The sequence below is a fragment of the Lelliottia sp. RWM.1 genome, assembly GCF_016859735.1.
Lineage (GTDB): Bacteria > Pseudomonadota > Gammaproteobacteria > Enterobacterales > Enterobacteriaceae > Enterobacter.
Genome location: NZ_WLVC01000004.1, coordinates 195,598 through 214,085 on the forward strand (window position 1 = coordinate 195,598; position 18,488 = coordinate 214,085).

General features: G+C 52.6%; 16 protein-coding genes and 1 pseudogene. 7 read left to right on the forward strand and 10 right to left on the reverse strand.

All coding sequences use genetic code 11. The features are described 5' to 3' along the window. Positions 1-117 precede the first annotated feature (117 nt). The 6 genes and pseudogenes from ispH to GF617_RS05485 all read right to left on the reverse strand — a co-directional run bounded on the left by ispH (position 118) and on the right by GF617_RS05485 (position 6,093). Complete coding sequence (gene ispH, locus GF617_RS05460) at positions 118-1,068, reverse strand: 4-hydroxy-3-methylbut-2-enyl diphosphate reductase (protein ID WP_181622199.1); 951 nt, start codon at positions 1,066-1,068, stop codon at positions 118-120. Next, positions 1,049-1,519 (reverse strand): FKBP-type peptidyl-prolyl cis-trans isomerase, encoded by a 471-nt coding sequence (gene fkpB / locus GF617_RS05465; RefSeq protein WP_181622198.1) that lies wholly within the window; start codon positions 1,517-1,519, stop codon positions 1,049-1,051. The genes ispH and fkpB overlap by 20 nt, the downstream gene beginning before the upstream one ends. A 55-nt stretch (positions 1,520-1,574) precedes the next feature. Then, positions 1,575-2,075 carry a signal peptidase II gene (gene lspA, locus GF617_RS05470; protein ID WP_181622197.1) on the reverse strand — a complete coding sequence of 167 codons (501 nt, stop codon included), beginning with the start codon at positions 2,073-2,075 and terminating at the stop codon, positions 1,575-1,577. After that, positions 2,075-4,891, reverse strand: coding sequence for an isoleucine--tRNA ligase (gene ileS, locus GF617_RS05475; RefSeq protein WP_203451255.1), 2,817 nt, complete (start codon positions 4,889-4,891; stop codon positions 2,075-2,077). Before ileS ends, lspA begins: the two co-directional genes overlap by 1 nt. Before the next feature lie 34 nt (positions 4,892-4,925). Continuing rightward, on the reverse strand, positions 4,926-5,864 hold the full coding sequence (gene ribF, locus GF617_RS05480; protein WP_203451256.1) for a bifunctional riboflavin kinase/FAD synthetase: 939 nt from the start codon (positions 5,862-5,864) through the stop codon (positions 4,926-4,928). Between the two features lie 7 nt (positions 5,865-5,871). Next, positions 5,872-6,093: pseudogene (locus GF617_RS05485) on the reverse strand (DUF2575 domain-containing protein). A 99-nt stretch (positions 6,094-6,192) separates the two neighbouring features. Here GF617_RS05485 and rpsT point away from each other — a divergent pair. Then, entirely contained in the window at positions 6,193-6,456 is a 264-nt protein-coding gene (gene rpsT / locus GF617_RS05490) for a 30S ribosomal protein S20 (protein ID WP_008502037.1), read from the forward strand. A 58-nt stretch (positions 6,457-6,514) separates the two neighbouring features. Here the strand turns inward: rpsT and nhaR are convergent, their stop codons facing one another. From nhaR to dnaK, 4 genes are all read right to left on the reverse strand, one after another. Beyond that, positions 6,515-7,414 carry a transcriptional activator NhaR gene (gene nhaR / locus GF617_RS05495; RefSeq protein WP_203451257.1) on the reverse strand — a complete coding sequence of 300 codons (900 nt, stop codon included), beginning with the start codon at positions 7,412-7,414 and terminating at the stop codon, positions 6,515-6,517. A gap of 58 nt (positions 7,415-7,472) precedes the next feature. Beyond that, positions 7,473-8,648 carry a Na+/H+ antiporter NhaA gene (gene nhaA / locus GF617_RS05500; RefSeq protein ID WP_203451258.1) on the reverse strand — a complete coding sequence of 392 codons (1,176 nt, stop codon included), beginning with the start codon at positions 8,646-8,648 and terminating at the stop codon, positions 7,473-7,475. A 177-nt stretch (positions 8,649-8,825) separates the two neighbouring features. Next, positions 8,826-9,971: a molecular chaperone DnaJ gene (gene dnaJ, locus GF617_RS05505; RefSeq protein WP_181622191.1), complete on the reverse strand. Its 1,146-nt coding sequence runs from the start codon at positions 9,969-9,971 to the stop codon at positions 8,826-8,828. An 87-nt stretch (positions 9,972-10,058) separates the two neighbouring features. Beyond that, complete coding sequence (dnaK, locus tag GF617_RS05510) at positions 10,059-11,972, reverse strand: molecular chaperone DnaK (RefSeq protein ID WP_181622190.1); 1,914 nt, start codon at positions 11,970-11,972, stop codon at positions 10,059-10,061. Between the two features lie 295 nt (positions 11,973-12,267). Between dnaK and satP the strand changes: the two genes are divergently transcribed. From satP to GF617_RS05540, 6 genes are all read left to right on the forward strand, one after another. After that, a complete protein-coding gene (gene satP / locus GF617_RS05515; protein ID WP_181622189.1) occupies positions 12,268-12,834 on the forward strand; it encodes an acetate uptake transporter in 567 nt (188 codons plus the stop codon). A gap of 124 nt (positions 12,835-12,958) precedes the next feature. After that, positions 12,959-14,218, forward strand: coding sequence for a chloride channel protein (locus GF617_RS05520; RefSeq protein ID WP_203451259.1), 1,260 nt, complete (start codon positions 12,959-12,961; stop codon positions 14,216-14,218). A 181-nt stretch (positions 14,219-14,399) separates the two neighbouring features. Next, positions 14,400-15,473 (forward strand): iron ABC transporter permease, encoded by a 1,074-nt coding sequence (locus GF617_RS05525; protein ID WP_181622187.1) that lies wholly within the window; start codon positions 14,400-14,402, stop codon positions 15,471-15,473. Further along, the gene (locus GF617_RS05530; RefSeq protein ID WP_181622186.1) at positions 15,470-16,246 is read left to right on the forward strand and encodes an ABC transporter ATP-binding protein; all 777 of its coding nucleotides are present in this window, start codon (positions 15,470-15,472) and stop codon (positions 16,244-16,246) included. Before GF617_RS05525 ends, GF617_RS05530 begins: the two co-directional genes overlap by 4 nt. Positions 16,247-16,268: 22 nt before the next feature. Next, complete coding sequence (locus GF617_RS05535) at positions 16,269-17,405, forward strand: ABC transporter substrate-binding protein (RefSeq protein WP_181622185.1); 1,137 nt, start codon at positions 16,269-16,271, stop codon at positions 17,403-17,405. Positions 17,406-17,548: 143 nt separating this feature from the next. Further along, on the forward strand, positions 17,549-18,463 hold the full coding sequence (locus GF617_RS05540; RefSeq protein WP_203451279.1) for an extracellular solute-binding protein: 915 nt from the start codon (positions 17,549-17,551) through the stop codon (positions 18,461-18,463). The last annotated feature ends 25 nt before the right edge of the window (positions 18,464-18,488 follow it).

Genomic DNA, 18,488 nt, shown 5'->3' on the forward strand with positions numbered 1-18,488 from the left:
AATTTAACGTGAAACTGACTTAAATATCAGAAAAAGACATGATTTCGTCTTCACGATAAAGTAATGGCTAAAAAAAAGGCCAGCACATGAGGTGCTGGCCTTTTATCTGAAAAGGGATTATTCGACTTCACGGGCGTCAATACGCAGTTCTTTTGGCACTTCGAAGACGATATTTTCTTCGCGGCCTTCAAGCGGTATCGCCTCACCGCCCCCTAGCTCTTGCAGACGAGAAATCACGTTCTGCACCAGAATGTCAGGTGCGGATGCCCCTGCCGTTACGCCTACACAGCCCGCATTTTTGACCCATGTTTCCTGAATATCCGTCGCGTCATCAATCAAAAAAGCAGCTTTGCCCATCCGCTGTGCCAGTTCAGCCAGTCGGTTGGAGTTGGAGGAGTTTTTAGAACCGACAACCAGCACGACATCAGCCTGCTCGGCCAGCGCACGCACGGCTTCCTGACGGTTGGTCGTGGCATAGCAGATATCGTCTTTACGCGGCCCAACAATCTTCGGGAAACGACTGCGCAATGCGTCGATCACATCAGACGTATCGTCCACTGAAAGCGTTGTCTGAGTCATAAACGACAGACGAGCTTCATTTTTCACATTCAGTGAAAAGACATCATCCGGAGATTCCACCAGGTACATCCCCCCTTCCGGGTTGCTGTACTGGCCCATGGTTCCTTCCACTTCCGGATGGCCTGCATGACCAATCAGAATAGACTCTTCACCACGGCGACTGGCGCGCGCCACTTCCATATGGACTTTGGTCACTAACGGGCAGGTCGCGTCAAACACCGTCAGATCGCGGCTTTTGGCTTCGTTACGTACAGCCTGAGATACGCCGTGTGCAGAGAAAATCAGGATCGCCCCATCTGGCACTTCGCTGATCTGCTCAATAAAAATCGCCCCGCGCTCGCGCAGGCTGTCAACCACATAGCGGTTATGCACCACTTCGTGTCGAACATAGATAGGTGCGCCGTATATTTCCAGCGCATTTTCAACAATGCTGATAGCGCGGTCTACACCGGCGCAGAAGCCGCGCGGGTTAGCCAACAGGATCTGCATTCACATCCTCCAGCGCTGGGTCAATCTCCAGCACGTCGACATCAAAATGGACGGTACGCCCGGCTAGCGGATGGTTGAAATCGACGGTGATTGAATCGCCGTTGATCTCGCGGATCACGCCAGGCATTTCGCTGCCATCCATTGCGGTAAAGAGCATAATTGCGCCGATTTCCGGCTCGCCCGCATCCATAAATTCACGGCGAGAGAAATACTGGATCAGATCCGGGCTTGGCACGCCAAATGCCGCATCCGGCTCCAGCGAAAACGCCTTTTTCTCTCCCTCTTTCAGACCCAGAAGCTGTTGTTCCAGACCTTCAGACAGGGAAGTATCACCAAGACGAAACAGGGCCGGTTTACCGTTGTTGCGTGTGGATTCCGCGGTTGAGCCATCATCCAGTTTCAACGTGAAGTGAACCAGTACTGCGCTATTGCTCTGTATGGATTTAGACATGCACATCGTCCAGTTGTTTTAACCCGGCGGCATAATGCACACCGGGTGGGAGAGATTACGCCTGTTTTTTCGCAGCTGCGTTCGGCAAGAAGCCTTCCAGCACAATTAACGCCGCACCGATACATATTGCGCTATCGGCCAGGTTAAAGGTTGCAAAGTGCCAGTCGCCGACATAGAAGTCGATCATATCGACAACAAAACCATGCCACAGACGATCAAACAGGTTGCCTAATGCACCACCGATGATCAGAGCATAAGCAATGTTATTCAGTTTTTGCGTCGCCTTCGAACGGTACATCAGCACCGACAGTACAACGCAGATACCGAGCGCGATACCGGCGAAGAACCAGCGCTGCCAGCCACCGCTGTCAGCAAGGAAGCTGAATGCCGCACCGTAGTTACGGGCATAGTGCAGGTTAAGAGACGGGAACAGCGGCACTGTCTCCCCCAGAGCGAAATTCTGGAGGATCAGATACTTGCTGCCCAAATCAATAATCAGCACTACCACCACCAGCCACAGCCAGCGCAGTCCTGTTGAACAGAGAGATTTACTCATCAGGCAAACTTACGTTTCTCGCCGTCTCCGGCGACGTTGCTCACACAGCGTCCGCAGATTTCTGCGTGTTCCGCCACCTGACCGACATCCGTTGTGTAATGCCAGCAACGCGGGCATTTCTCACCGTCGGCTTTGCTCAGAGCAATTTTCAGCCCTTTGAGCAACTCGCTCTGCTGTGCATCTGCAGAAGCGTCGGCATAATCCGCAACTTTTGCACCAGAGGTCAACAGGACAAATCGTAATTCATCACCCAGCGCTGTCAGTTTCGTCGCCAGCTCAGGTTCTGCATACAGCGTCACTGCCGCTTCCAGAGAGCCGCCGACTTTCTTGTCAGCACGAGCCTGCTCGATGACCTTATTCACTTCACCACGAACTTTCAGCAGCTCATCCCAGAACGCATCGTTCATGGTTTCAGTGCCAGAGAGATCAAACAGACCTTCGTACCATTCGCCCGTGAAGACATATTTCTCACGATCGCCTGGCAAGTAGCCCCAGATTTCATCCGCAGTGAAGGACATGATAGGCGCCATCCAGCGTACCAGTGCTTCTGCAATGTGGAACAGCGCAGTCTGGCAGCTACGACGGGCTACGCTGTCCGCTTTCGCGGTGTACTGGCGGTCTTTGATGATGTCGAGGTAGAACGAGCCCATCTCAATGGAGCAGAAGCGCATCAGGCGCTGTACCACTTCGTGGAAATCGTAAGATTCATAGGCTTTCAGGATATCGTCCTGAGCCGCTTTCGCGCAGCCTACAGCCCAGCGATCCAGCACCACCATCTCTTCCGGCTGTACCATGTCTTTTACTGGGTCAAACCCATTCAGGTTTGCCAGCAAGAAGCGCGCGGTGTTACGGATACGACGATAACTGTCGGCAGCACGTTTCAGGATCTCATCCGACACGGCCATTTCGCCGGTATAGTCAGTCGATGCCACCCACAGACGCAGGATATCCGCGCCGAGTTTGTTCATCACATCCTGAGAAGAGACGGTGTTACCGATGGACTTGGACATTTTACGGCCCTGACCATCCACGGTGAAACCGTGAGTCAGTACCTGGCGATATGGCGCTTTGCCCTTCATCGCGGTAGAGATCATCAGAGATGACATAAACCAGCCACGGTGTTGGTCAGAACCTTCCAGATACATATCTGCCGCATGGCCGCTAAACTCTGGACGCACATCAACCACTGAGGAGTGGGTTGATCCTGAATCGAACCATACGTCCAGGGTATCTGGCACTTTCTCGTAGTTATCCGCATCTGCACCCAGGATGTCGCGGGAGTCGAGATCCCACCATGCCTGAATGCCGTCAACTTCAACGCGCTTCGCCACTTCTTCCATCAATTCCAGGGTACGCGGATGCAGCTCCTGTGTCTCTTTATGGACAAACAGAGACATCGGCACACCCCAGGTACGCTGACGGGAGATACACCAGTCAGGACGGTTTGCCACCATGGATTCGATACGCGCCTGGCCCCAGTCCGGGATCCACTGTACGCCTTTGATCTCTTTCAGAGACTGCTCGCGCAGGCCTTTCTGATCCATGCTTACGAACCACTGCGGCGTTGCACGGAAGATGATTGGCGACTTGTGACGCCAGCAGCACGGATAGCTGTGTTGCATCTTCTCAACGTGCAGCAACGCGCCACTGGTACGCAGCATGTCGACGATGATGTCGTTTGCTTTGAAGACGTTAATGCCATCCAGAGACGGGTATGTTCCTGGCAGGTAAGAGCCGTCAGGACCAACCGGGTTGGCGATTTCCAGACCGTATTTCAGGCTGATATTGTAGTCGTCAGGACCGTGACCGCCTGCGGTATGGACTGCGCCTGTACCGGCTTCCAGCGTAACGTGGTCACCCAGGATTGCCGGGACATCGAAGTCCAGGAACGGGTGTTTGAAGCGCATCAGCTCCAGCTCAGCGCCATTCACAGTACCCAGAATGCTGTATTCGCTGATATGTGCGCGCTTCAGTACGCTTTCGACCAGATCTTTCGCCAGGATAACCGCCTGACCTTCAACCTGTACCAGCGCATATTCAAATTCACCAGACAGGGAGATCGCTCGGTTTGCTGGCAGTGTCCACGGAGTGGTCGTCCAGATAACCAGAGAGATTGGGCCGTTTACAGATGACACGCCAAATTTGGCTTTTACGGCATCCTGGTCAACGGCCTGGAAAGCCACATCAATGGATGGTGACGTTTTGTCGTAATACTCAACTTCCGCTTCTGCCAGTGCAGAACGGCAATCTACACACCAGTGCACTGGCTTCGCGCCTTTGTGCAGGTGGCCGTTACCGATGATTTTGCCCAGCGCACGGATGATGTTGGCTTCGGTTTTGAAGTCCATGGTCAGGTACGGATGTGACCAGTCGCCCAGTACGCCAAGACGGATAAAGTCTTTACGCTGACCATCAACCTGGTTTGCAGCGTATTCGCGGCATTTTGCGCGGAATTCCGCTGCGGTGAATTTCTCACCCGGCTTACCGAATTCCTGTTCCACTTTCAGCTCAATTGGCAGACCGTGGCAGTCCCAGCCTGGAACATAAGGCGAGTCAAAACCCGTGAGTCCTTTGGACTTCACGATAATGTCTTTCAGAATCTTGTTTACAGAGTGACCAATATGAATGCTGCCATTCGCATATGGAGGGCCATCATGCAGAATGAAGGTTTTTTTGCCTTTTTTGGCTGCACGAATGATGCCGTACAGGTCATCATCGGTCCAACGCGCCAGCATTCCCGGTTCGCGCTTGGCGAGATCGCCGCGCATCGGGAACCCTGTTTCCGGCAAATTCAGGGTTGATTTATAGTCACTCATCAGATTCTCGGTTCCGTATTTATCACGTAGGCATTTAAGCCGGGTTTGATAGCCCAAAAAACTCGCGGGCGGTTAATTCATCTCGCGCGATTTGTGCTTTAAGTTCATCCAGCGAACCAAATCGCTGCTCATTGCGTATTTTTTTACGCAGGATTACATCTATATGGCGACCATAGAGGTCCATTACAACATCCAGCAGATGGACTTCCAGCTGCTGTCGCACACCGGCAACGGTTGGACGTGTGCCAATATTGGCGACACCGAAGAATGGCGTATCGCCCAGTCCGGTCACTTCTACCGCATAGACCCCTTTAACCGGGGATACCTGACGACGTAGCGGTATATTCGCCGTCGGGAAACCTATCGTACGGCCCAGCGCATCACCGTGTACTACACGGCCTGAAATGGTGAATGGATGCCCCAGCAGATTTTCTGCCGTTTCCAGTTCATCATCTGCCAGCGCCTGGCGAACCGCCGTGCTGCTGACACGAACGCCGCCTTCACAGAACGTCATCGCACTGGTGACGTCAAAACCGTACTCCAGACCAGCCTTCTGTAATAACAAGAAATCGCCCTGACGACCAGCGCCAAAGCGGAAATCATCGCCCACAGCGAGAAACTGCACGCCAAGCTGCTTGACCAACAGGTCGCCAACAAAATTTTGTGCTGTCAGCGCGGCAAAGCGACGGTCGAAACGTACACAGAGTACGTAGTCCACACCGCACTCCGCCAGATAGCGCAATTTCTCACGCAGGCGAGTCAGGCGTGCGGGCGATTTATCGCCCGCAAACAGCTCCAGCGGCTGTGGCTCGAATATCATTACTACGACGGGCAGACCACGGGCCTGCCCTTCTTTACGCAATCCCTGCAACAGCGCCTGATGCCCACGATGCACGCCGTCGAAATTACCAATAGTCAGCACGCACCCATGAGGGGCGTTACTGAGATTATGTATGCCGCGTATCAGCTTCATGACTGGCTCAAAACAGTGAAAATCGCCAGAGTATACCTTGTACAGCGGTTAAGGTTAACCGGCGATTGTTCCCGCAAAACAGAAAGCCGTAATGATTTCATCATGCTGACCTTTCAGAGAGAAAAAAACTGCCGCTGGACGACGATTTTTCTGCCGAAAAGCTGTATTCACGAGAGACAAGCTGGTAGAATCCTGCGCCATCACTACGTAACGTAGCGTCGCCATACAACGGCGCTTATTTGCACAAATCCATTGACAAAAGAAGGTATAGAGGGCATATTCCTCGGCCTTTGAATTGTCCACATAGATCATATTTGGGAGTTGGACCTTGGCTAATATCAAATCAGCTAAGAAACGTGCCATCCAGTCTGAAAAGGCTCGTAAGCACAATGCAAGCCGTCGCTCTATGATGCGTACTTTCATCAAGAAAGTATACGCAGCAATCGAAGCTGGCGACAAAGCTGCTGCACAGAATGCATTTAACGAAATGCAACCAATCGTGGATCGTCAGGCTGCTAAAGGTCTGATCCACAAAAACAAAGCAGCGCGTCATAAAGCAAACTTGACCGCGCAGATCAACAAACTGGCTTAATCGCCACTTGTTGTTGCTTGTTTAAATGAACCCGCTTAACGCGGGTTTTTTTATTGCCTTACATTGCCGGGGGCGTAAAGAGCGCCGAATAATCACGGTTGCAGATACGCTGTACTGCCGGGTGCTGGATCATCCTTTCGGCAAAGATCGCGTGGTACTCTTCCATCACGTTATCCACCCTGCCAATCTCCGTAATTTTGTTATCCGAGTAGAGATCGTGCGCATAAAGCGTTGGCGCAACGAAGATGGCGTTATGCGCTTCGCCAAACGCTTTCATCAGCGCAGCATCATCAAACTCACCGAGGATCTCAACCTTAAGCCCCTGGGAGTTAAACCAGTTCAGCAGCTTACGGCCAAGCATGGAACGCCTTCCGGGAACCAGCAAACGACGCTCCTCAAGGCAAGCCGGGAAGGGTTTTTCCGGTGGCGGATTAATACACCAGAAACTCACGCCGCATTCACCAATCTTCACCGAGAACAATCCTTCCTGCTGGGTGGAATCAATCGGACAATCCGAAATAATCATATCCAGCTTGTGTTGACTCAATTGCTCCAGCAGCATCTCATGCGTGGATTCAAAGCAGCGCAGATGGATCTGTTCATCCTCCACGACAGCCGCATCCAGCACCCCGCTCACCAGACGTTTTGATAACGCATCGGCCACGCCCACATCAAAGAGCAAATTCGACTCTTTGCGATAATTCACAATATCGAGCATCTCCTGGCTGAGGGTAAACATCTTATCCGCATAACGGAACACCAGTTCTCCCAACTCGCTCGGCTCAATACCGCGGCCTTTACGCTTAAATAGCTTCCCTTGCAGGCGCTCTTCCAGGGCTTTTATCTGCCCGGTAATGGTCTGTGGCGTCAGGTAGAGGGCTTCTGCAGCACCGACGACCGACCCTTCTTTATAGACATGCCAGAAGTAGTACAGATGGTTGTAATTTAAATGAGACATCGTCCCTTCACTCCCTGATTGTATGCCGGGAGAAGGTGCTCCCCTCTCCCGGTCTCCGTTATGCCTGACCTGGGTGTCCCGGCAATTTCATCTTCAGCAACGTAAAACCAATCACTGCCGCCAGTAATGACCCGATTAAGATACCGAGTTTAGCCCACACGATAAGCTCAGGCGCATGAGCGCCAAATGCCAGCGTCGAGATGAAAATCGACATGGTAAATCCGATGCCGCACAACACGCCTACCGCCATAATCTGCTTGCAGGTTGTTCCCTGAGGCAATGAAGCGAGTTTAAGTTTAAGCGCCAGCCAGCAGAAAAGGCCAATACCCAATGGCTTACCAATAAGCAGACCCGCAGCAATACCTAACGGCAGCATTGAGGTCAGGCCTTCCAGCGTCACTCCATCCAGCGAAACACCCGCGTTAGCAAAGGCAAACAGCGGCAGGATCATGAAGGCAACCCAGGGATGGAGCACATGCTCAAGCTGTTTGGCAGGAGATTTCCCCTCCTGAGCCTTAAGTGGCACGAAGAAGCCCACAATGACACCCGCCAGGGTCGCATGCACGCCCGATTTCAACACGGCAGTCCACAGGATGATCCCCACGAGGACATAAATACCAATGCGGCGAACATTGCAGATATTCAACAGCGCCAACACAACAATCGCAGCAGCAGCAACGCTTAATGACAATATCGACAGTTCGCTGGTGTAGAACAACGCGATAATGACGATTGCCCCGAGGTCATCAATGATCGCCAGCGCCATCAGGAAAATTTTCAACGCTACCGGGACACGATTTCCCAGTAACGCCAGGACACCGAGAGCAAAGGCAATGTCCGTTGCCGCCGGGATAGCCCAACCGTGGCGGGCAACCGGGTCCTGATAGTTAAAGGCCAGGAAAAGAAGTGCCGGAACAACCATTCCGCCGATTGCCGCAATCACCGGAAATGCGGCGCGCTGACGGCTGGCAAGCGATCCCTGAACCAGCTCACGTTTGACTTCCAGCCCCACCAACAGGAAGAACACAGCCATTAACGCATCATTGATCCACAGCAGCATGTTTTTATTGATTTCCAGAATACCGACCCGAAGTTCAACAGGGGTTTCCAGAAATGCGTGGTACAAGTCGCGTGTTGCACCCAGGTTGGCCAACACCATCGCCGTCACAGCAGCAATAATTAAAATGATGCCGCCGGATGCTTCATTGCGGAAGAATTGATGTAGAAGTTTCACTTTTTATTCTCTCTTTAACGACAATACCTCGATAAAACCATATTACCAAGCCAAACCAGTCGGTAAAAACAGATTAATATTGACTATATGCTCGATTTTACCGAACTATTATCACGTACAAGAAAAAGCCCGGAATCGCTTCCGGGCTTTGAGAAATTCACATCTTTCAGAGGTTGATTAGCGGGTCAAATCATCAAAGAATTTTTTCACGCCATCAAAGAAGCTTTTGGAGCGCGGGCTATTTTTTTCACCCGTTGGGCCACCAAAGCTATCCTGCAAATCCTTCAACAGTTGTTTTTGTTTCTCATTCAGGCCCACAGGCGTTTCAACCACAACGCGGCACAGCAAGTCGCCTTGCGCTCCACCGCGGACTGATTTCACACCTTTGCCGCGCATGCGGAACAGTTTTCCCGTCTGCGTTTCGCCCGGTACTTTCAGTTTGACGCGTCCATCCAGTGTCGGTACTTCGATTTCACCGCCAAGCGCTGCCATCGCAAAGTTAATTGGCACTTCACAGTACAGGTTATTGCCTTCGCGCTCGAAGATTGGATGCTGCTTCACCTGAACCTGAACGTACAGATCGCCTGCTGGTGCGCCATGCTCACCCGCTTCGCCTTCGCCTGTCAGACGGATACGGTCGCCCGTATCGACACCCGCCGGGATTTTAACGGACAAGGTTTTGGTTTTCTCAACGCGACCATGACCATGACACTTAGTGCATGGGTCTTTAATCAGCGTACCGCGACCATGACAGTGCGGACAGGCCTGCTGTACTGCAAAGAAGCCCTGACGCATCTGCACCTGGCCTGAACCGTGACAGGTTGGACAGGTCTGTGGTTGCGTTCCTGCTTTCGCGCCGCTGCCATGACAGATATCACACTCTTCCAGCGTCGGAATGCGGATCTCTTTGGTCACGCCCCGTACCGCTTCTTCAAGAGACAGATCCATGTTGTAACGCAGATCCGCACCACGAGCTGCTCGCTGACGTCCACGACCGCCGCCGAAGATATCGCCGAACACATCGCCAAAGATATCGCCAAAATCTGCGCCGCCGCCAAAACCGCCGCCACCAAATCCACCGCCTCCCATGCCGCCTTGTTCAAAGGCCGCGTGACCGTACTGGTCGTAGGCTGCACGTTTCTGTGCGTCAGTCAGGATTTCGTAAGCTTCTTTGATCTCTTTAAATTTGGCTTCGGCCTCTTTGTCCCCCTGGTTACGGTCCGGGTGGAATTTCATGGCCAGGCGCTTATACGCCTTTTTGATTTCACGCTCTTCCGCAGTTTTCGGAACGCCTAAAATCTCGTAATAGTCTTGCTTCGCCATTGGTTTTTTTAAGCCCCTTAACATGCGAGCACGGGCGTGGAGAAATCTCCTACGCCCGTGCCGATTAATTACCCTGCATCAGGGCGATTATTTTTTATCTTTCACTTCTTCGAACTCAGCGTCGACAACATCGTCGTCTTTCGCATTGTTCGCGGAAGCGTCAGCGCCAGCCTGCTGTTGTGCGTGCTGCTGCTGAGCAATTTCCATCAGCTTCTGAGAAGCCTGCGCCAGTTCCTGCATCTTCGCTTCGATATCCGCTTTATCTTCGCCTTTCAGAGAAGATTCCAGCGCGCTCAGTGCAGTCTCGATCGCCGCTTTGTCGTCAGCTGGCAGTTTATCGCCTGCTTCTTCAACCTGCTTACGGGTGCTGTGCAGCAAGTGGTCACCCTGGTTGCGGGTCTGCACCAGCTCTTCGAATTTACGGTCAGACTCAGCGTTTGCTTCCGCTTCGCGAACCATTTTTTCGATTTCATCTTCGTTCAGACCAGAAGATGCCTTGATGGTGATTTTCTGCTCTTTACCGCTGTTTTTGTCTTTCGCGGAAACGTGCAGAATGCCGTCAGCATCGATATCGAAGGTCACTTCGATTTGCGGCATGCCGCGTGGTGCTGGGCTGATACCATCGAGGTTGAACTGACCCAAATCTTTGTTATCTGCAGCACGTTTACGTTCACCCTGCAGCACATGGATGGTTACCGCAGACTGGTTGTCTTCAGCGGTAGAGAACACCTGGCTGTGCTTGGTTGGGATAGTGGTGTTTTTGTTGATGAGTGCAGTCATCACACCGCCCATGGTTTCGATACCCAGAGACAGCGGGGTAACGTCCAGCAGCAGTACGTCTTTAACATCACCCGTCAATACACCCCCCTGAACAGCTGCACCAATCGCAACAGCTTCATCTGGGTTAACGTCTTTACGTGGCTCTTTACCAAAGAATTCAGCAACTTTCTTCTGAACCATTGGCATACGTGTCTGACCACCGACCAGGATAACGTCCTGGATGTCCGATACGGACAGGCCAGCATCCTGCAGTGCAACTTTCAGTGGCTCGATGGAACGGTTTACCAGGTCTTCAACCAGGCTTTCCAGTTTCGCACGCGTCACTTTGATGTTCATGTGTTTTGGACCGCTCGCATCTGCAGTAATGTACGGCAGGTTTACGTCGGTCTGCTGAGCGGAAGACAGCTCGATCTTCGCTTTCTCAGCGGCTTCTTTCAGGCGCTGCATAGCCAGCGGATCGTTACGCAGGTCAATGCCCTGATCTTTCTTAAACTCATCAACGAGGTAGTTGATCATACGGCTATCGAAGTCTTCGCCACCCAGGTGGGTATCACCGTTGGTAGCCAGAACTTCAAAGGTTTTCTCGCCGTCAACTTCATCGATTTCGATAATAGAGATATCGAAAGTACCACCACCCAGGTCGTAAACCGCGATAGTACGGTTGCCAACTTCTTTATCCAGACCGTAAGCCAGTGCAGCAGCGGTTGGTTCGTTGATGATACGTTTGACTTCCAGACCCGCAATACGGCCGGCATCTTTGGTTGCCTGACGCTGCGCATCGTTGAAGTATGCCGGTACGGTGATAACGGCTTCAGTTACTGGTTCGCCCAGGTAATCTTCAGCCGTTTTCTTCATTTTCTTCAGCACTTCAGCTGAGATCTGCGGTGGTGCAAGTTTCTGACCTTTTACATCAATCCATGCATCACCGTTGTCAGCACCGATGATTTTGTACGGCATGATGGCTTCATCACGCTGCACTTCTTCGTCCTGGAAGCGGCGACCAATCAGGCGTTTAATCGCAAACAGGGTGTTTTGCGGGTTTGTCACTGCCTGACGTTTAGCCGGCTGACCAACCAGAGTTTCACCATCCTGGGTATAAGCAATGATAGAAGGCGTGGTGCGATCGCCCTCGGCGTTCTCCAGCACACGTGCAGTAGTGCCGTCCATAATCGCTACACAAGAGTTGGTAGTACCCAGGTCGATACCAATAATTTTACCCATCTAAACGTCTCCACTAAAAATTCGATCAACATGTGGTTGTGTACCTGTAATAAGGGCAGAACGTGCTTTTTCAACTGCCCAGATTTGATTTTTTTCAGGTCCACACACTGCGGTTGACTACAAGATGGGGTCGTAACGGCATCCATCAAGGGGGAAGGATAAAAATTTTTTTAATTTCACCCTGATTAGATCATAGACGCCGCCATTTGCTCCAATTATGATGCCGCGCCCCGCCTGGGAGAATTGGCGTGGGATTAACCATTTCACCATATTAATGATGATTTTTTGAGGACTTATGGGCAACACTAAGTTGGCTAATCCGGCTCCGCTGGGCCTGATGGGTTTTGGCATGACCACTATCCTGCTGAACCTGCACAATATCGGGATGTTCCCGATGGATGGCATTATCCTGGCGATGGGCATTTTCTACGGCGGTATCGCGCAAATCTTCGCGGGCCTGCTGGAATATAAGAAAGGCAATACCTTTGGCCTAACCGCCTTTACCTCTTACGGTTCTTTCTGGCTGACCCTGGTTGCGATCCTGCTGATGCCAAAAATGGGTCTGGCTGATGCCGCTAACGCGCACTTCCTGGGTGTCTACCTGGGCCTGTGGGGCGTCTTCACCCTGTTCATGTTCTTCGGAACCCTGAAAGCTAACCGTGCACTGCAGTTCGTTTTCCTGAGCCTGACCGTTCTTTTCGCCCTGCTGGCGATTGGTCATCTGGTGGATAACGAGGGCATCGTTCACGTTGCTGGCTGGATTGGTCTGGTCTGTGGCGCAAGCGCAATCTACCTGGCAATGGGTGAAGTACTGAACGAGCAGTTTGGTCGCACCATTCTGCCGATTGGTGAATCTCACTAATCAACGCTTTCGTGCCCGGTTCACGGGCACGAAATCTTCCCTGCTCCAATCCTGTCGATTGATATCCCGTTAACCCACTTTGTGAAATGATGGTGCTACCGCTTTCCATCACAACACATTGACCATGATGACCTCTTTAACCTGCACTAACTGGCTCCGGCGCTGGACGGCCCTTCTTCTCACCGGTGTATTAGCCGGTCTTGGCGGCATGCTTCTTGCGCTCCTGCTTCATGAAATTCAGCATCTTGTTTATGGCTACAGCCAGAGCACAGTGCTTAGTCCTCAAACCTTTCTGGAGGGCGTGACTGATGCCAGCGCACAACGACGCTTTCTTGCTATCGTAGCCGCCGGTATTGTTGCCGGTTGTGGGTGGTGGCTACTTGGCCGATATGGCAAAAAACGTGTCAGCATTAGCGCTGCCGTTAAAAACCCGGATACCCCAATGCCAGGCATCACCACAATGATTCATGCGCTACTGCAAATCATCACCGTGGCGATGGGCTCCCCACTTGGCCGGGAAGTTGCCCCGCGTGAAGTCGGTGCGTTGTTTGCAGGCGGTGTCGCCCGTCAGTTGCATCTTACGACAACCGACCTCCGGTTGATGATCGCCTGTGGGGCAGGTGCAGGTCTTGCTGCGGTGTACAATGTGCCGCTGGCAGGCGCGGTCTTTACCCTCGAGGTATTGCTGGTGAGCTTCAGTTGGGAAACCGCTATTGCGGCACTGGTCACCTCTGCACTGGCCGCCTGGGTTGCGACGCTGGGACTGGGCAACGAGCACCAGTATCGCTTCACCAGTGAAATCGCGGCCACTTCACTGGTTTTCTGGGGCGCGCTGTCTGGCCCTCTGTTTGGTACGGCAGCATTTCTTTTCCGTCGCCTCACGCAGCGTGCGCGCAGTAAAGTGCGTAACAACTGGCAAATGCCAGTTTTCAGTCTGATAGCCTTCGTGGTTCTCGGTGCACTCTCAATATGGTTTCCGCAGTTACCCGGAAATGGTAAAGGTCCAACGCAATTGACACTCGACGGAGATGTCACCTTGCAGCTCGCACTGGCAATCTTATGTATCAAGGTCTTTGTCATTTGGGCGGTACTCCGCGGGGGGGCCGAAGGGGGGTTGTTGACACCAGGACTGACGCTTGGCGCTCTGTTGGGATCTCTGCTGTTTATCCTTATTGGTCGATTCTTCCCCGGCAGCGACATGGCCGGCTTTGCCCTGACTGGCGCGGCTGGCTTTTTGTCAGCATCCATGCAAATGCCGGTGACGGCGATTACGCTGATGATGGAGTTTACCCGGATGGACCACAGTTTTCTGGTCCCGGTGACGCTGTGTGTAACAGGGGCTTATATGACCTGCAGACAGCTGGAATACACGAAGAAAGATTAATTTTCGTACTAAACAGAAACGATTACTAAACGGAATTAGAATAATCACGACATTTAATTGATAAGCATTATCATTGAGAATAGTGTTGCCTGGCGCATCCCGGATATTGGATATCAGGCAGCACCCGAACAGGAACGTTAAAGGGATAAAACGATTCTCTCGTGTTGCATAAGGTTATCTGATGAATTCCAGCCTTGCCGCCAGTGAACAATCTGGCGAGACCACCATCGCATCGCATTACCGTAAGATCCTGATCAGACGCTTCATACTGGCAGGCATACTTCTGCTCTGTATTGTCTGCTCCTTAATCCTGGATTTCACACTCGGTCCGTCCGGAATCTCCGTTTCCACGCTCTGGCACACCCTGGTTAATGCTGCAGGTGCAGATGCAGGAACACGTGTGATTGTCTGGGATTTACGCCTGCCCTTTGCGTTGATGGCTGTCGCCGTCGGTATGGCGCTAGGACTGGCCGGGGCAGAAATGCAAACCATCCTGAATAACCCACTTGCCAGCCCCTTTACGCTTGGTGTGTCTTCTGCGGCATCTTTCGGTGCAGCACTGGCCATTGTGCTGGGCTTAGGCATTCCGGGTATTGCTGATAAGTGGTTTATTCCCGCGAACGCTTTTGTTTTCGCACTGCTGGCCTGTTTTATTCTTGATGGCATCAGCCGCTGGACGCGCGTGGCAACCTCTGGCGTGGTGCTCTTTGGCATCGCACTGGTATTTACCTTTAACGCCCTGATTTCCATTCTGCAGTTTGTCGCCAGTGAAGATACCCTGCAAGGGCTGGTCTTCTGGACCATGGGCAGCCTGGCTAGAGCCTCATGGGATAAACTCGCGATCCTGGCCGTCGCGTTGGTGATTATCGTGCCACTGTCGTTGAAAAACGCCTGGAAGCTGACGGCACTACGCCTGGGCGAAGATCGTGCGGTGAGTTTTGGCATTAACGTGAAGAAACTGCGCCTGACCACATTGTTACGCATCAGCATTATTTCCGCGCTAACGGTTGCCTTCGTCGGCCCCGTTGGCTTTATCGGCCTGGTTGCGCCGCATATCTCACGCATGATGTTTGGCGAGGACCATCGTTTTTATCTGCCTGGCAGTATGCTGATCGGCGCGCTGGTGCTCTCCCTGGCATCCGTATTTTCCAAAAATATCGTGCCCGGCGTCATTATTCCCGTCGGTATTGTGACTTCGCTGGTGGGGGTCCCGTTCTTCCTCAGTATCATTATTCGTAACCGGGGGAACATATGACCGACGGCCTTCGCGTACACGACCTGCACACTGGTTATCGCAAGAAAAAGATCATTGCCGGACTAAATACGCCATTGCTTCCTCGCGGACAAATCACGGCTCTGCTTGGGCCGAACGGCTCCGGGAAATCAACCCTTTTGCGCGCACTTGCAGATTTAAACCCCGCCCAGGGACAACTGCTGCTGAATGGCGACGATCTGATGACGTTGCCCTCGGCGAAACGGGCGCAAAAAGTGGTTTATCTGCCGCAATCCTTACCCCAGGGCGTGCATCTGCATGCGCTGGAGTCAGTGATTGTCGCTCGACGTGCCAGCGGTAATGATTCCGGCCATAACGCCGAACAGGAAGCCTACGCCATCCTCGACAAACTGGGCGTAGCCCATCTGGCGATGAGCTTCCTTGACCAGCTTTCCGGCGGACAAAAACAGCTGATTGGCCTTGCTCAGTCGCTCATCCGCCAGCCGGACCTGCTGTTGCTCGATGAACCGTTAAGTGCGCTCGACCTCAACTACCAGTTTCACGTGATGGATATCGTCGCCCGTGAAACGCGGTTGCGTAACATCGTCACCGTGGTGGTGATCCACGACATCAACATTGCGTTGCGCCATGCACAATATGCCCTGATGCTAAAAAGCGGCGAACTGATTGCCAGCGGCATTCCGGGAGAGGTTGTTACCCCTGCGAATCTGGCGACTGTATATGGCGTCGATGGCCGGGTGGAATACTGTTCCCGTGGGCTACCACACGTGGTGGTCGACGGGTTAACACCATAAGAAAAAAGAAGACGGGGAAAACATGACGCTAAAAAAAATCATCGCGGCCGCGGGTGGCCTGGCATTACTCCTTTCACCTTTTATCGCCCAGGCACAAAACTGGCCGGTCACGGTAAAAGACCGGGATAACCGCGAAGTGACGATTCAACACGAACCGCAACGCATCATTTTGCAGGACGGGCGGGACATTTTCGCCCTGGCATTGCTTGAGCGAGATAATCCGTTCGCGAAAGTGGTGGCGTGGAACAACCTGCCGAAAAAGCAGGATACCGAAACCTGGAACGTTCTGAAGCGCCAGTGGCCGGAAGCGGAGAAGATCCTCGACATGAAGTTTTCCGATCAGGGAAATGTGGATCTCGAAACGGTGATCTCTCGCCAGCCAGACCTGATGATCGCTCAGCTTCGTGCTAAACCTTCGCTGGTGCAAAGCGGCGTGCTGGCAAAACTCGACGCGCTGCATATTCCGGTGGTGTTCGTTGATTACGAATTGCATCCGGTCGAAAACACCCTGCCAAGTATCGCCTTACTGGGTAAAGTCATGGGCCAGACCGATCGCGCTCAGGCCTATATCGATTTCTATCAACAGCGACTGGATAAAATCCACCAGCGTCTGGCGTCAGCAACGAAGAAACCCCTGGTCTTTATCGAACCGATTGCCGGTGTCGGTGGGCTGGATAATGGCTGCTGCTTTACCCACGCACGCAACGGTTGGGGCGGGCTGGTCGAAGCCGCTGGCGGTACAAACATTGGCTCGCAGTTGCTGCCAGGGGCAACCGGTAATGTGTCGGTAGAAAAAATTATCTCCCTGAACCCCGATTACTACCTAATGACCGGCTCTAAACGCCCGGGCAAAGGCACGGCGATTATCCCGTTTGGCTATAACGTTCCGGCGGCTGATGTTACTGCCGCGTTCAACGCCTTAGTGGCACGCCAGGGTGTTGCCAACATCCCGGCCGTTGCCGAAGGCCACACCGGGGCGTTGTATCACCACTTCTACAACAACCCGTACAACATCGTCGCCATTGAAACATTGAGTAAAATCTTCTACCCGACGTTGTTTAACGATGTTGATCCTCTGGCGGATTACCACGCCATTATCAAAAACTTTACCCACATTCCGGATGACAACATCATTCTGAGCTATACCCCTTCCCACTGATCGTCAAACGCCATCCCCGGATGGCGCTTTCTTTCAACCTCAGGTCAACAGCCCTTCTGAATACCTTGTTATCTCTGTGTCTTTCCAGGAAACTCGATGTATAAAATAATACATAACGAGATAATTTCATGGCTAATGGAAAAATGAAGTATGCCCTGGCAGCGGTTGCGCTGCTGCAATGTACATCTGTAGCGCTGGCGAAAGACATTCGGGTCACCTATGCCGGATCGATGGGTAAAGTGATGGATCAAGGTCTGGGCCCGGCATTCGTAAAAACGGAAAGTGGTGATTATCAGGGTCAGGGGCAAGGCGCGTACGGGATGGCACGCCTGCTGGCAAGCCATAAACATGAGGCCGACGTTTTTGTCTCTATCACTCCGGGACCTATGCAGATCCTCAAAGATGCGGGGCTGATTGATGACGCCGTACCAGTAGCCAGCACCAGCATGGTGGTGGCGTATAGCCCGAAAGGCAAACACGCCGCGCAGTTTGAGGAAGCCAGCCAGAAGAAAGACGGCTCATGGCTGAATCTGCTGGCACAAAAAGATATCTCCTTCGGCCGTACTGATCCGTATGTTGATCCGAAGGGGCAGAATATCGTCTTCACCCTTCTTCTGGCTGAGAAGTACTACAAGATGCCTGGTATCGCCGACAAGATTTTAGGTTCACTGCAAAACCCGGCGCAGACTCATCAGGAAGGTGGCCTGCTGGCACGCCTGGAAAGTGGCCAGGTGGATGCAGCGGCAGGGTATGAGAGCGAAGTGCGCTCGGCTCATCTGCCGTATGTCGCGTTGCCGGATGAGATCAACCTGAGCAACCCGACGATGGCGAAACAGTGGTATGACACCGTTAGCTTCACCATAAACGACGGCCAGGGTAAAGACCAGGTACTTCACACCCAGCCGATGGTGTTCTACGCCGCGGTACTGAAAAATGCACCTAACGGTGTGGCGCAAGGCAAAAAATTCGTCTCCTTCATGCAAAGCGCTGAAGGTCAGAAGCTGTTTAAAGAGTACGGCTACGCGGGTCCGAAAGGAGACAGTTTATACGCCCGCTAAGACGTCCGGGCTGGGTCGCGGGGTG